Source organism: Vulcanisaeta sp. EB80 (assembly GCF_002078205.2).
In genome coordinates this window covers 1-14,994 of the sequence record NZ_LCWN02000056.1, presented here as the reverse complement: position 1 = coordinate 14,994, position 14,994 = coordinate 1, and the positions used below count along the sequence as shown (strand labels likewise).

15 protein-coding genes are annotated in these 14,994 nt (G+C 46.5%); 10 read left to right on the top strand and 5 right to left on the bottom strand.

Features of this window, described 5'->3' with window-relative positions; all coding sequences use genetic code 11:
* Window positions 1–858: MFS transporter (locus B7L70_RS09355; RefSeq protein WP_143701609.1), on the bottom strand; the 858-nt coding region annotated here is incomplete at its 3' end.
* A gap of 209 nt (window positions 859–1,067) precedes the next feature.
* On the opposite strand from B7L70_RS09355, the gene B7L70_RS09350 reads away from it, so the two are divergent.
* From B7L70_RS09350 to B7L70_RS09340, 3 genes are all read left to right on the top strand, one after another.
* Window positions 1,068–1,670, top strand: a complete 603-nt coding sequence (locus tag B7L70_RS09350; RefSeq protein WP_081227581.1) for a 50S ribosomal protein L5 — start codon at window positions 1,068–1,070, stop codon at window positions 1,668–1,670.
* Between the two features lie 47 nt (window positions 1,671–1,717).
* The gene (lysA, locus tag B7L70_RS09345; RefSeq protein ID WP_081227580.1) at window positions 1,718–2,923 is read left to right on the top strand and encodes a diaminopimelate decarboxylase; all 1,206 of its coding nucleotides are present in this window, start codon (window positions 1,718–1,720) and stop codon (window positions 2,921–2,923) included.
* 66 nt (window positions 2,924–2,989) lie between these two features.
* Window positions 2,990–3,475, top strand: coding sequence for a PaaI family thioesterase (locus B7L70_RS09340; protein ID WP_081227579.1), 486 nt, complete (start codon window positions 2,990–2,992; stop codon window positions 3,473–3,475).
* Here the strand turns inward: B7L70_RS09340 and B7L70_RS09335 are convergent.
* A complete protein-coding gene (locus B7L70_RS09335; protein WP_369907348.1) occupies window positions 3,465–3,932 on the bottom strand; it encodes a PaREP1 family protein in 468 nt (155 codons plus the stop codon). The two genes, B7L70_RS09340 and B7L70_RS09335, sit on opposite strands and share 11 nt — an antisense overlap.
* A gap of 38 nt (window positions 3,933–3,970) precedes the next feature.
* Between B7L70_RS09335 and B7L70_RS09330 the strand changes: the two genes are divergently transcribed.
* The 4 genes from B7L70_RS09330 (at window position 3,971) to B7L70_RS09315 (ending at window position 9,849) form a co-directional block, all read left to right on the top strand.
* Entirely contained in the window at window positions 3,971–5,041 is a 1,071-nt protein-coding gene (locus tag B7L70_RS09330) for a CaiB/BaiF CoA-transferase family protein (protein ID WP_081227578.1), read from the top strand.
* A gap of 94 nt (window positions 5,042–5,135) precedes the next feature.
* On the top strand, window positions 5,136–6,074 hold the full coding sequence (locus tag B7L70_RS09325; RefSeq protein ID WP_081227577.1) for a hypothetical protein: 939 nt from the start codon (window positions 5,136–5,138) through the stop codon (window positions 6,072–6,074).
* A 300-nt stretch (window positions 6,075–6,374) separates the two neighbouring features.
* Complete coding sequence (locus B7L70_RS09320) at window positions 6,375–7,844, top strand: complex I subunit 5 family protein (protein ID WP_081227576.1); 1,470 nt, start codon at window positions 6,375–6,377, stop codon at window positions 7,842–7,844.
* Complete coding sequence (locus tag B7L70_RS09315; RefSeq protein WP_081227575.1) at window positions 7,837–9,849, top strand: NADH-quinone oxidoreductase subunit L; 2,013 nt, start codon at window positions 7,837–7,839, stop codon at window positions 9,847–9,849. The genes B7L70_RS09320 and B7L70_RS09315 overlap by 8 nt, the downstream gene beginning before the upstream one ends.
* A 20-nt stretch (window positions 9,850–9,869) precedes the next feature.
* On the opposite strand, the gene B7L70_RS09310 is transcribed toward B7L70_RS09315, so the two are convergent.
* Window positions 9,870–11,036, bottom strand: coding sequence for an LUD domain-containing protein (locus B7L70_RS09310; protein ID WP_081227574.1), 1,167 nt, complete (start codon window positions 11,034–11,036; stop codon window positions 9,870–9,872).
* A gap of 45 nt (window positions 11,037–11,081) precedes the next feature.
* Window positions 11,082–12,086 (bottom strand): AIR synthase family protein, encoded by a 1,005-nt coding sequence (locus tag B7L70_RS09305; RefSeq protein ID WP_081227573.1) that lies wholly within the window; start codon window positions 12,084–12,086, stop codon window positions 11,082–11,084.
* Between the two features lie 114 nt (window positions 12,087–12,200).
* Here B7L70_RS09305 and ilvA point away from each other — a divergent pair, with 114 nt between their 5' ends.
* From ilvA to B7L70_RS09290, 3 genes are all read left to right on the top strand, one after another.
* Window positions 12,201–13,439 (top strand): threonine ammonia-lyase, encoded by a 1,239-nt coding sequence (ilvA, locus tag B7L70_RS09300; protein ID WP_081227572.1) that lies wholly within the window; start codon window positions 12,201–12,203, stop codon window positions 13,437–13,439.
* A gap of 32 nt (window positions 13,440–13,471) precedes the next feature.
* Complete coding sequence (locus B7L70_RS09295) at window positions 13,472–13,855, top strand: RidA family protein (RefSeq protein WP_081227571.1); 384 nt, start codon at window positions 13,472–13,474, stop codon at window positions 13,853–13,855.
* A 71-nt stretch (window positions 13,856–13,926) separates the two neighbouring features.
* Entirely contained in the window at window positions 13,927–14,631 is a 705-nt protein-coding gene (locus B7L70_RS09290) for a PD-(D/E)XK nuclease family protein (RefSeq protein WP_081227570.1), read from the top strand.
* Here the strand turns inward: B7L70_RS09290 and B7L70_RS09285 are convergent.
* Window positions 14,632–14,994: hypothetical protein (locus tag B7L70_RS09285; RefSeq protein WP_081227569.1), on the bottom strand; the 363-nt coding region annotated here is incomplete at its 5' end.

The window sequence follows — 14,994 nt, the reverse complement described above, 5'->3', positions numbered from 1 at the left end:
AGCCAGTGGGTTCTTGGCAAGACCTATGGCTGCGGTTACGAAGGGTCCAAATACGTTGATTCCATAGAAGAGTACGTCAATGGCAAACCAGGATATTGCCGTGCCCAATATTGCAGCTATGTACTTGGTTAATGTAGTATTGCCATTAGCATTAACTTCCGTGTCCACATTAACCTCGGTTTTCAAAACATCCTTCATCGCCTTCTTAACACCCTCAATATTCCTCCTAACGAAGTACTCAAACCTAGGTGTTTCATGAACCCTACGCCTAAAGTAAATGACTAGAGCTGGGAATATTGCACCGGCGCCAAGTATGATTCTCCAGGCAAGGTCTGGGTTTACGTTTAGGTGTAGGAGGGATAACCCTAATATGGCTGCGGTTGCAATACCCCAACCCTGCATTGAGAAAACTCCGGCCACAAATAAGCCGCGGCTTTTTACGGGTGAGTACTCACTCATTATCGTTGCACTGATTGGGTAATCACCACCAACGCCGAGGCCAAGTATGAACCTGGTTATCCAAAGCATTGTTGGGTTTATTGAGAAGGCAGATATCACAGCTCCAGCCGTCAATAGGGCTGCCTCCACGCCATAGATGTACTTACGGCCAAAGATGTCGCCTATCCTGCCGAATATGAAGGGCCCTATAGTTGCACCAAACAGTGCTGCCGAAGCTATTAGACTTATTTCCGCGGATGTCAATGACCAAACCTGCTTAAGGAAGACTAGGGCTATTGATATTGCAAATAGGTCATATGCATCAGCGAAGAAACCCGCGCCAGATATTAGGAGCAGCTTTATGTGTGCCTTTCTTGGTTTTGCCCAGTCAATTGGTTCGAATGGTGTTTTGCTCGACATCATGTCTCGTGTAGCCAAAGCCTTAATAGGGCTTTTGTTAGTAAAGTACAGACCATATATATCAATATTTATGTATATATACTCAACAAAATCCTCACAACCAATATTCAACATTACCTAATTATTTTATTAATAAAACGCGGTGATCCTGCATCAATCATGGGTGGGGACATAAGCTTTATTAACACTCAAGGTATTGCATGAGATCGATGCCTGCCATAGACCTAACACAGGTTGATTTAAAGTCATTAACGCCGGACCAGGTGGATTGGAGGAAATTCGTATTACCAACGGACCATCCAATGAGGATCATTAGGATTGAGAAGGTTGTGGTTAACATAGGTGTTGGGCAGAGCGGTGAACCCCTGGAAAGGGCTGCCAAGGTTCTCGAGGAATTAACACAGCAAAAGCCAAGCTATAGGTTGGCTAAGAGGTCAATTAAGGATTGGAATATCAGGAGGGGCGAACCCATAGGTGTTGCCGTGACACTAAGGAGGAATAAGGCTGTCTGGTTCCTGCTCAAAGCCCTCGCCACTGTTGACTTCACACTTAGGGAGGGCGCATTTGATGATTGGGGCAACGTGGCCTTTGGAATTAGGGAGCACATAATGATACCAGGTACTAAGTACGATCCGGCGGTTGGTGTTTGGGGTATGAATGTGGTTACGGTATTAGCAAGACCTGGACTTAGGGTTATGTATAGGAGGAGGGCTAGGCACGATGTTGGCAGGAAACAGAGGGTTACGAAGGCTGAGGCAATGAAATTCTTCCAGGAAGTACTTGGCGTAAAAATAATTAAGGCAACCCAATGAGGCGCTCCGCAATATTTATAGGGGTATAATCCTGGTTTGTCATTAATATGAGTGAGTGCGTGGTTGGTGATGGTGTAGACCTTATTGATTTGGCTAGCAAGTTTGGAACGCCGTTACTAGTTTATGATTTAGGTAAGATCGAGAAGAATTATAGGGCAATTAAGGAAGCCCTGGGCGCAAAGGTTCTCTACTCCATAAAGGCTAATTCAAACATAGCCATACTCACGTTCCTAAGAAAGCTAGGCTCTGGCGCTGATGTGGCATCGCCTGGCGAAATCTTCCTCGCATTAAAGTCCGGGTTTAAGCCAAGCGATGTCCTATACACGGGTGCCTACTTATCTAATGATGATATTAAGTACGGCATTGATGCTGGCGTAACCCTCAACTTCGACTCTAGGAGAACCTTCGAGAGGGCTCTATCCCTTGGTTATAAACCTGAACTTGTGTTTTTCAGGATCGACCTAGGTTATGGAGTTGGTTTTCACCCAGGCGTTACCTTAGCAGGTGAGGAGAGTAAATTTGGGATGCTTCTAAATGATGCCGTAGAAGCCTACCGACTAGCAAAGCAGGTGGGTGTTACGGAGTTTGGTATTCACGCCATGATGGGGAGCAACGTGCTAGATCCAGGTTATTTCCTTAAAATTGCGGAATTGCTCAGGAACGCCGCCAACTTCATTGAAAGCGAGGTTGGTATTAATATTAGGTATTTTGACATGGGTGGTGGTTTTGGGATACCGTATAAGCCAGGCGAGAAACCCCTAGACTTAAATGCCCTGATAAACCTAAGGAATTTCTTTCATGGAGAACTCTGGATCGAACCCGGTAGATTTATTGTTGGTGATGCTGGTTACCTACTAACGAAGGTTACCGAGGTCAAGAGAAAGGGCAATAAGACGTACGTCGGTGTTGATGTCGGCATGAACGTGTTATTGAGGCCCATGCTCTATGGCGCATACCATGAAATAATCAAATGCGGTGATGGTGATGATGAGGTCGTAACCGTGGATATCGTTGGACCAATATGTGAGAACACCGATAAAATAGCAGTTAATAGGGCAATGCCCAAGATTAAGGAGGGCGATGTCTTAGTGATACTAAATGCTGGAGCCTACGTATACTCAATGAGCAGTAACTACAACGGCAGGCTAAGGCCTGCTGAGGTTATTGTCTATAAGAATGACTATGCCATTAGTAGGTTTAGGGAGGATTTCGATGTATTAATTAGGGGGCAGGTAATTCCAACGTTTATTTAGACTTATTGACTACTATTTAAATGTAAGCTGCGTCTTGTTTAAATATGACCCTCTACACACAGCATTGTGCCTACGTGGGATGAAATAATAAAAAGCGTAGGCCAAATCACGAGCATTAGGGACTTATTCCTCAAGGCTAGGGCTGCTAATTTAAATGTTGTTGATATCATGAATGATTACCTACGTTCCGAACCACTACTTAACTTCATAGGGCTTGAATTCGTGGAGCTTGGCGACGGTTTTGTAAAGGCTAGGTTCCCGTACAAACGTGAAATACTCAGGCGTGGTGGGATGGTTCATGGCGGCGTCATCATGACCGTAATAGACACGGTATTGGGCACGGCCGTCATGACCGTGAATGATGGCATTGACCAATACACCACAGAGCTTAAAGTGCACTTCCTAGAACCATTAATCAATGGTCCATTCACGGTTGAGGGTAGAGTAATCAGGGCTGGTAGACATTTAGCTGTTGCCGAGGCCCACGTGTACGACGTCAACAATAAACTGTGCGCATTGGGTGTGGGCACGTGGTTCATGGTTAAGAAGTAACCAGGTCTAGGGCGGCCTTTATCACCGGTACCCTACTTTTAACGGCATCAATACCTACCCGGACCTCATGAAAACCATTAACGTGAAGGAAATACGCAGCATCCCAAGCCCTAAACACGATATCACCCAACTTCTGTGCAGCACTATCAAGTAACACCACACTCCACCTACCTCTCTCAAGTGCCTCAGTAGCTTCGGACAGGCCCCTCCTAATCGCCAACGCCTTTATCGTCTCTTCAACAGCCTTATATAACTTCTCGCTAGCTTGAATTACATCACCTTTGTTTAGGTTCTCAATACCTTCATTGTACATCCTAAGTGCCAACTCCTCATGAGCCTTGGACACATCGTTTAGATCTAGCTTTAACTCCATTGAGAGAATATCGACTATGAAGGACTCATCAAGCCCCCTCTTAATCAATTCCTGAACCAACACCTTCGGTAACTCAATGGACACACCTATTAATTAGGTGGTTCACCTTATATCCCTTTAGTATGGTTAGGGTTCTCGACCTAACGAGACTTTATCCAGGTGGTGTGGCAACCAGGTTATTACTTGACCTTGGTTTTGAGGTTATTAAGGTTGAGGATATAGAGGTCGGTGATTACCTTAGAGAAATATCGCCACTCCTCTTTGAGTGGCTGAACGCAGGGAAGAGGAGCATAGCAATAAACCTAAAGAGTGATAGGGGTAGGGAGTTATTTTATGAGTTGGTTAGGAGGAGTGACGTTGTCGTTGAGGGCTTCAGGCCGGGCGTGGCTGCCAGATTGGGAATTGACTATGAAGCCCTGAGGAGAATAAACAATAGGATTGTTTACTGTTCAATAAATGGTTATGGAAGCAACGGACCATACAACCAACTACCAAACCACGACATAAACTGCGCGGGTGTATCAGGATTGCTCGATCCAGGGCTTTACGGCGATAACGTCCCAAAGCCGTTGACTGTGCAGGTTGCTGATGTAGGCTCGGCACTACTCTGCGTAATCGGAATCCTGGGATTGTTGATTAGGGGATTGGGAGGTTATGTGGAGGTATCAATGATGGAGGCAGCGATGCTATTCAACACGCTGAACATGGCCATGGTCTACGAGGGCTCCGAACCAACACTGACCGGGAAGTACCCATTCTACAACATATACAAATGCAGAGACGGCTATATAAGCATTGGGGCAATAGAGGACAAGTTCTGGATGAACCTATGCAAGGCACTCAAGCGGGAAGACCTAATAAGCAGGAAACTCGACAAAAACACCACCAACGAATTAGCAGCAGAATTCGGTAAATACAGCGTCAAAGAAATCCTAAAACTACTATGGAACAATGACGTACCAGCGGCCCCAATAAATAAGATAGACGAGCTAGATAAAGACCCCCAATTAACGGCTAGAGGCTTCGTCAAGGGTAAATTTCTAACCCCACTCATAATCAATGGCACGAGACCAGCAAGCAACGGTAAGGCGCCTAGGAAGGGCGAACACACAATAGAAATACTCAGGGAACTGGGTCTAGGGGATGATGAAATATCGCAATTAATAAAGACCAATATCATATCAACACAATGAAGCATCCCACCTAACGCCCAATGACACGCACCATGGACATACCGACGCTTAAAAATAAGTATTTAAATTAGTTTAGCCCTCTTATTATGGCATAATGAGCAACCTCAAGAATGAGCTATTGAGACTGCTTAGGGAGGATGAGAGCTTCAGAATGGAGGTACTGAGGATACTAGGAATCATGGACATAAACGTGGCACTAAGCCAACTAACAGACTCGGTGAACAAACTAACTAAGTCAATTGAGGATCTTAGGGAGGAAATACGAAAGCTATGGGAGGAGAATCATAGGATGTGGGAAGAAATGCAAAAAATGAGAGAGGACATTCGTGAACTACGGGAAGAAAATCACAAGATATGGGAGGAGATACGTAAATTGCGTGAGGAGAATCAAAAAATATGGGAGGAGATGGGCAAGTTAAGGGAAGAGGATCAGAAAATATGGGAAGAAATACATAAGCTACGGGAAGAAAATCAAAAAATATGGGAGGAAATAAAGAAATTGAGGGAGGATGTCAATAAGCTATGGGAGGAAAATCACAAGATATGGGAGGAGATACGTAAAATATGGGAAGAAATACATGGACTAAGAAAGAGCCATGAAGACCTAACAAGGATAGTTAAAGGCGTATTAAAGGACCTAGGCGGCTTATCAAGAACCGTGGGCAAGCTTGTAGAACAGAACATAAGGCATTACCTACCAGCCTGGATAAGGGAAACATACGGCATAACCGTGGATAGGGTGAGGAGATTGAAGGTGAACAACATAGCCGAATTTGACGGCTACGTAGAGACTGAAGACAAGGTACTACTAATGGAGATAAAGACGACACTGAGGACGAGGGACATAAAGGACATGGCCGAGAAAATCGAGAAGTATAGGGCACAGGCACCAAGCGGTAAAACGATAATACCAATGATAATATACACGATTGAGGGGGAGGGGCCTGAGAAACTAATCAACACGGCAAAACTACACGGTATAATGTTGATTAAGCATTATGGTGAGTACGAGTTCGAACTAATTAACCAATAATCTTACCTTTTCTACCGTTTAGGGAATATTGACAATAACGGTCAAGTCTCGCCCCCCAGGGCGGGGAAAAGGTCGGCTCCTATGATTTATATACGGCCTAAATACCTGCATCGAGACTAAAACCACAGGTATAACCCTACCTTATTTCAACACTGCTTCATCACTGACGTGGGTAGTACTTAAAAAATGGATCCTTAGTAAGGAGCCGTATGTTAATGAATAGTATACAGCCACAAATGTATTACCAAGGTCAAATACGTGAAGTCCCATCAATAAAGGAGTTCCTGGTTGGTGATAGTCATGATCATTCATAGCGACCCAATACTAATAGCCTCATTGGCTATACCCTTAATTGCCGCAATAATAGCCTCATTCACAGGCAAAAGGGTTTCGGCCACACTGGCCTCAGCCTCATTCTTACCAATCATCGCCTACTCCCTATACAACATAGCCATAGGCGCCGACTACCTGGTACCCCTAGGCGCACTACCCAGGCCCATAGGCACGATCTACCTAATAAATGACGGCTTAAGCAATGCCTTCGGGTTCGCAATAGCGCTGATATCCCTAACAATCTCGATAGTCTCCGTACCTTACATGGAACATAGGTTCAAGGTTCTCGGTTTACCTGAACAATTCAACATATACTTCCTCCTATTCACACTATGTGGAATATCCATGCTGTGGATTGTTTATGCCTACAACCTAATACTCATGTACATCGGGATAGAAGTCTCCCTAATAGCCTCATTCCTACTTATATACTTCTACGGCTACGACGGCTTCGGAAAAACAAGACAATGGATCGGAACACTATACTTCATATACACCCACATAGCCAGCGTACTATTCCTAGTCGGCGCAATCGTACTGGCACTATACGCAAACACCATGGACCTATACACCATAAAGTACATACCACCACTAGCCTGGGCACTAATGCTAATAGGGATGTTAATCAAATTACCCAGCTTCGGACCGCACGTATGGCTACCCTGGGCGCACGGCATGCACCCCACGCCTGTAGCAGCCCTGATAATATCGGTTGTTGGCTTGTCAGCCTACATACTCGCGAGGCTTTATTTAGTATCGCCGTACTTCATAGTGGATTATAGAATCCCAATACTGGCTTATGCAATCATTGGCGGTGTCTTGACGGGTCTCGGTGTCTTTAGGCATAGGTATCATTATAAGTGGTTGCTTGCGTACTCGACCGTTGCGAACATGGCATATCTACTGGCTGGTCTAGCCGTGGGTCCTTACGGTATTGTTGGATTGACACTGCATTTCATTGCGCACCAGTTTGGTAAGGCGGTTCTGTTCATGACCGCTGGTGCGATTATTGCTTATTATGAGGTTACAGATATTGATGAGATGGGTGGTCTTCAGACCTATATTCCGTCGGTTGGTGCAGCTGCGTTGTTGGGTTGGATGAGCCTTTCTGGCATTTTCACGGTGGCTCTGCTCGGTGAGTTCTACATATTCCTGGGCCTCATTGATACCCTGGGCTTTAGTTTAAACACCCTTTGGGCATTTGTTGGGTTGGCATTCATGTTCATACTGACTGGTTACTACGGCTTTTGGGCACTTAAGGAGGTGTTCTATGGACAGCCGCGTAGGCAGTATGAGAAGGTGAAGGTTGACCCCAGGTTCGTGGTGCCCCTATACGTGTTGGGCCTAGCCGCCGTTATACTACTGTTCCCACCTGCATCAACATCATTAATAAGTTCGGTATTGAAGGCTATAGGTACGGTGATGGGGCATGTATGAGCAGTTACTACCAACACTTATGGGATTAATGACGGTATTGCCGGTGCTCTTCGCATCGCCGATAGCCGTTTATTGGCTTTTCGTGCAAGATCCGCGTAGGGCTAGACCTTTGGCTTACCTCGCGGTTGCTGGTTTGGGTATAGCGGCTTTATCCTCAACGTACATAGCCATGTCATTCCCGATGAAGCCCATCGTTTATTCAGCCCCATGGATTGTGATACCTAGTGTTGATGGTGTTCCTGGATTTACGATTGAGGTCTCGTTCATAGTTGATTTCCTGAGTAGGTACATGGGGTTGCTAACGGCTTGGTTAGCCTTCATAATAGGTGTTTACAGCCTTGATTACCTGGCTGAGGATTATAGGTTGGGTTGGTTCTGGTTCTTCTACAACCTCTTCGCAGCCTCAATGCTGTTAACCGTCTACTCCAATGACTTATTACTCATGTTCATAGGATGGGAGGGTCTTGGGTTTAGCTCCTGGGCTCTGATAGGGCATTGGTATAAGGATGATGATGAGTTATCCTACGTGGGTAGGTTTGGCGAGAGGTTAATACTCAATAAGCCCGCCTGGACAACACCATCTTACGCAGCCTACAGGGCGATAGCCACCATTAGGTTTGGCGATATACCAATGCTTGGGTCTATAGCAGCCATAGCTGTGCTTGGCGCGTTAGGAGGAAACACAACACCCCTTGAGTTCACGTCGATTAATTGGGCGTATATAATATCGAAGATTGGTGTCGGTGGCACCGTGGTTCTCCTATTGGCATTCATGCTAGGGCCTTACACGAAGAGCGCCCAGGTACCTTTCAATGATTGGTTGCTCACAGCAATGACGGGCCCGACTTCTGTTTCGGCGTTGCTTCACTCGGCTACGATGGTTGCCGCGGGTGTTTACATATTCATGAGGTTGACGGAGTCGTTGTACTCGGCTGGTGTTTTGAGTAGTGCTGGGGTTGAGATTGTGTATTTAGTGACTGTGTATATTGGACTGTTGACCGCGTTGTTGGGTGCTTTGTTTGCCATGATGATTGATGAGAGGAAGGTCATCCTGGCTGGCTCCACGATGTCATCTCTAGGCTTTATGATGGGTGTGACGGCGTTAACACCGTTTATACCGTTTAATTTGCAAACCGTTACTGTGGGTATGTACGTTGTGCCACTCGCAGTTCTGGTCGCATTCTCGTACTTAATAATCCACGCCCTGGCGAAGGCAACCCTATTCCTAGTGAGTGGTCACCTAATACATGAAACCCACACCAGGTTTAACATGGGTGATTGGGAGTTTGGTAAGAGAATGAAGGCTGCGTTCTACGCAGCCCTTGCAGCGGCAATATCGTTAGGCGGTGTGCCCCCATTGGCTGGTTATTGGGTTCACGCAGCTATGGATGAGACGGCTACGGAAGCCGTCACCGTCGTTGGTTATGGCGCATACATACTAATGCTTCTAGCGAGCCTGGCCTATGTGGCTTTCCTATCCAGGTTTGTGTCCCTCAACTTCATAAAGGGTGAGAAACCACATACCCATGAGGAGCATGGTAGGTACCCACTTATGGTCGCTGCATACGTGATCACGGGTACGGCAGCCTTGGCTGCGTTAGCTGTACCATTCACGTTGGTGCCCAGTGTGTTTCTTAGTGCTGGTGTTGACCCTGTTGCTGTCGCCATTGGTGTTGTGCTCTGGGTGATATTCGTGGTGGCCCTTTTGAAGCCTAGGGTCGGTAATCTAGGGTTAATAACCAGGATTTTTGAAAGGAGGTATTACATACAGGCATTTATGGATGTCGTTCTCTCGGGTTTTGGGTACGTACTTACGGTGGTGGCGTTCTACATATACAAGGGCTTCGACATACTCTTTGATTTCGTAATACCTGATGCCTTCACAGCCTTGTCGAGGTACATAAGGTCCATACAGAGGGGTTATTTGAGGACATATCTTGAGATGCTGCTTGTTACGCTGGCTGTCGCGATATTGATAATATTAATAATAATAGCCCTGTTATAATTTTACGACTCAGCCCATCCTTACTTCTTCAAAACTTGCTTTAGATACTCACTCTTAACGTGAAGTATTAGGTCAGGTAGGTTAATGCCCATTGGGCATACTTCCTTACAATTCCCCGAGTGCGTGCAGAGCATTGCGGCTGGTCCTGCCTCCATGATACCCCTAGTCACCGCAGTCCATGGAATACCCATCGGTCCTGTGTAGGGTGGTTTACCGAACCTCGGTCCAACAGCCCAATACGTTGGGCAGTGCATGCTGCATCTACCGCACCTTATGCATAGTAGGATTTCCCAGAGTACTGGGTCCTTTGCCGCCCTCTTCCTGCCGTTGTCTATGAGTACCATGTGGAACTCCCTGGGTCCTTGGGCTGGTGATACTCTGTACATCTCGACATCAGCCGTACTGCTTGGGCCTGCCGTTAAGTTTACATAAGTTGGTGGGTATAGCCCGGCGTAGGCTGCCTGTATAAGGGTTTCGATCATTGCGTGGTAGAGCGTGGGCACGATCTTCTCAATACCGTCATAAACTATGTGGACTGAGGGTACGACACTGGTCATTCTTATGTTTCCCTCATTCTCCACGAGCAATACGGCGCCTATGTCGGCTGCTATGGCGTTGGCGCCCGTGATGCCGATATTCGCCTTTAGGAATTTGTCCCTTAGGAATTCCCTGGCCCTTTGGGCTATGGCGACTGGGTCTGGTGGGACGTCAATGCCCAGTCTCTCCTTCATTACCTGTGCGATCCTCTCCTTGGTCATGTGTAGGGCTGGTGCAAGTATGTGGCTTGGCTCCTCATTAGCGACTTGAATCAGGAACTCACCAAGGTCTGTTTCCCAAACCTCATTACCTAAGCCCTGGAGGTAAGGCCTCAACCCTGTTTCTGTGGCTACGTTGTTCTTGCTCATGACTATGATTTTGCCGCTCCCGACTATTTTACCCACGATTTCCCTAGCCTCCTCGGGCTTCTCTGCAAGGTAGAACCTACCTCCAATTCTCTCCACGGATTTCTTGGTTAGATCTATGTAGTAGTCGAAATTCCTTATGACCTCTTCCTTGGCCTTCCTGAGTTCCTTAGCGAGGTCAGTTAGGTACGGGTGTCTCTTGAGTATTTCGTAGACAGCGGGTATGTTTGATGACTTAGCTCTCTCTATGGCTATGTTCCAATTTGGCGGTGGTAAAACCTCCATCAACCTCACTAAACCTAATCCTAATTTAAATATAGAACCTAACGCTTACCATACTTGACCATACCTTCTATGCCAAAGCCTCATAACATCATCCTCAATAAAACCGGAGATCTCACCAATAGTCTTGCCATCCTTCGTGAGTTCTACAGCCGGCTCTCCCTCCACGACCTCGCCAATTATCGAGTAATTAATACCTGCTCTCTCAAGTCTCTCCTGAGCCGTCGCTATCGCCTCCCTAGGTATTACTGCAATGAGCATGCCGGAGCTTAGGGATTTGAGCGGGTCTAAACCCAGTGTGTTGAATACGGTCCTTGTCTCGGGCAGTATTGGCACATTATCGACATTGACCCTCAACCTAACCCCGCTTGCCTCAGCAACCTCCAGGAGCCCCTGTAATAAACCGCCCTCTGTTGGGTCGTGCATCGCATCGGCTAGGTCCGCTATCTCAAGTGCCTCCTTAACAACACTGACGTACTTAATGAAACCCTTAGCCCTATCAATAATCTCCCTCGGCACGCCCCTGCTGATTAATAAATCCCCGAAGTCGCTTGCGAGTATTGCCGTACCCTCCATTGCTACGTACTTCGTAACAAGCACCAAATCTCCAACCCTCGCCCCTGACGTGGTTACGTAGCGTTCACCAACACCAACCGCTGTCGTTGATGCAATGATCCTATCAATTCCAGGCGCATACTCGGTATGCCCACCGATTAGTGAAGCTCTTAGTTCAATAAGTGCCCTATTCGCATCACCCATTATTTGCCTAACACCATCCTCATCAATATTACTTGGCAGTAATAAGGTGAGTAGGAACCATCTGGGCTTTATGCCTCTGACGGCTATGTCGTTAGCAACTATGTTTATTGCCAACCACCCGATGTTCTCTATGGCGCCTGTTATTGGGTCCGTGTGCATGGCTAGGTATTTATCACCAACCCTTACTATGGCTGCATCCTCGCCAACTCTGGGGCCAATGATGATATCAGCATCCTTAACACCAAGGTTCGCGAATACCACCCTCCTTAATAGATCATTACTTAACTTAACCATAGATTGGCACCCAGTGCTCAGGGTTGAGCATTTATTTAATGTATTTTTAAGTAACCATCAATTATGACAAGTATGGCTTAAAAATGAGGGCATTGGTATGTCTTGGTTTTAATCATGGTGTCTGCACGTGATGTTTATGAGAGGGCGTTGGAGGCGTTGAGGGTAATAAGGGATGCGCAATCAAGGGGTTTAATACATAGAACTCCCTTATTGAGGTCTGAAACCTTGAGCGTCATTTCCAACGCCAATGTATGGCTTAAGCTCGAATCTTTACAGAAGACTGGGTCCTTCAAGGTGAGGGGTGCGTATTTCGCTATAAATAATGCTGTTCGTGATATGAAGGTAAACCACGTGGTCACGGCATCCGCAGGGAACCACGCACAGGGCGTTGCCTATTCGGCTAGCCTGCTTGGTATTAAGGCTACTGTTGTGATGCCACAGTACACGCCGTGGATAAAGATAGCGAGGACAAGAAGGTATGGGGCTGATGTGGTGCTTCATGGCGAGTCTTACACGGAGGCTGAGGAGTACGCCACGGGGCTCGCTAAGGAGCTAGGTGCCTATTATGTCCATGCATACAATGATCTTGATGTGATCGCAGGGCAAGGGACGATTGGTTTGGAGGTGCTCGAGGACCTTAAGGATATTGATTATGTGGTCGTGCCTGTGGGCGGTGGTGGATTAATATCGGGGATCGCCTCGGTTATAAAGACCGTCAGCCCCAGAACCAAGGTAATAGGTGTACAAAGCGAGGGCGCACCTGGTGCTTACCTGAGCCTTAAGAGCGGGCGCATAATTACTGCGGAGAGGGTTGATACGATAGCGGATGGCATTGCTGTTAAGAGGATTGGTGATTTAACGTTTAAATTAATGAGCGAGTTGCTTGATGATATAGTTCTCGTGAATGACCTGGAGATCGCGAAGGCCATACTCATGATCGCAGAGAGTGTTAAAGTCATAGCCGAAGGCGCCGGTGCCGCTGCAGTTGCTGCATTAATTAGCGGTAAGGTTAGGGTGAGTGGTAATGTTGTGGCTATCGTCAGTGGTGGTAATATAGATATGAACCTGCTATTCAGGGTCATTAGTAAAGCCCTCGCTATTGAAGGTAGGATTATCAAGATAAGCGGATTATTACCAGATAGACCTGGTATGTTGGGTAGGGTAACGACAGTACTTGGCGAGTTGGGTGTGAATATACTGGATGTCCTTCACGAGAGATACGACCCAACAATAACACCTGGTTATGCCGAGGTATCATTCATAGTGGAGTTACCACCTGAGGAGGGAGCTTTAGATAAGGTCATGAGGAAACTTGGGGAGTTGGGGTTCAACTTTAGGGTTGAGAAACCATAATACTTTTAAGGAGGTCCTCGTTTAAAACGTTCGTGACAAAGGCGGTAATATTCACTGAAAAAGCCCCGAAACCAATAGGGCCGTACTCACAGGCTGTTAGGGTTGGTGATATGGTCTTTGTAAGCGGGCAGATACCCATTGACCCAGCAACAGGCAAGCTTGTTGAGGGTGGTATTAGGGAACAGACACGTAGGGTACTTGAGAACATAAAAGCCATTCTAGAAAGTGCGGGTTTGTCGTTAAGTAACGTGACCTGGGTTTTCGTGGCTTTGAAGGACCTTAGTAAATTCTCGGAGTTCAATGAGGTGTACTCGGAGTACTTCAGGGAGTCCCCTCCGGCTAGGATTACCGTTGAGGTTAGTAATTTGCCGGGTGGTGCATTGATTGAGATATCCGTAATCGCGGTTAAGGGATGATTCGCCCATGAATTCATAAAAAAGAGGTTTATATTGCATAGTTGCTTATTCTAACTGTATCGTGGTTAGCCATGCTTAGATTCGGCAGGAGCTACATCACAGTGTCCGAGATAGCACAACAATTCTTCTGCGAGTATAAGCTTCACATGGCAATCATTGAGGGTAAGGTCGAAACACCATCGATGGAGGTCGGCATCGTAATTCACGATGAGGTGTTTAAGGGCAAGAGTGTTGATGCAACGGAATTCCTAAATATCGTTAGGAACAACCCTGTGGTGATAGCCACATTACCACTGGTGGTGGGTATTGGCGATGTGGTGATCGTGGGCATACCCGATGCCGTACTCTTCATAAATGGCATTGCAAAGGCGGTTATTGAGTTGAAGACTAGTAATAAGTGGTTGGACAGGGTTTTCGAGAACGAGAACGTACAGGCACAATTGTACGCATACCTAATTAATAAGCTGGGCCTCGGTAGAGATCCCCTTATCGTAATAATAAAGTCCAAGAGGGATCCTGGTGTTGTGCCGAGTTTACGGAAGAGCATCTACTCGGCGGTTGTTGATTATGTGAACAGTGCCGTTGAGTTACCTGCCAAGGTTAGGTTTAGGGATTTCACAATGTACATTGATGGTTTTGATAGGTCAATAGAGGCACGATTAAGGTGGGCTCTCGATTACTGGCTAATGCGGAGAGATGTGCAGGCAATGCCGTCGCCGGGTAAATGCTCGGTATGTGAGTATAGGGGTAATTGTCCCTTTAAGGCGTTGGGGTAATTACTCCTCGGTCACCTCATTGTACCTCTGCACCCGTTTTAGGTTCATCCTCCTCAGCACAGCCATGACTTGGTCTATGTACTTATTAACCGCATCCTCATTGAGACCCCTATCTCTGATCACGGTTTCCATCACCTTGGCATAGTTCTTATACTCCTCATTAAGTTTCTTCCAGGGAATGCCCTTGAGGGATTCCATTAGCTCCTTATTTATTGGCAGTAGTCCCTTGATCATCAGGAATGTTATTATTGGGTAGCCAATGTACCCCCTATGGACTGTGCCATTGTCGGTACTATCCACCTCACGCCTAGATACATCCAGGTATACCCTGTATGTCCTGGTCCCATCCGATGATCTTACGAT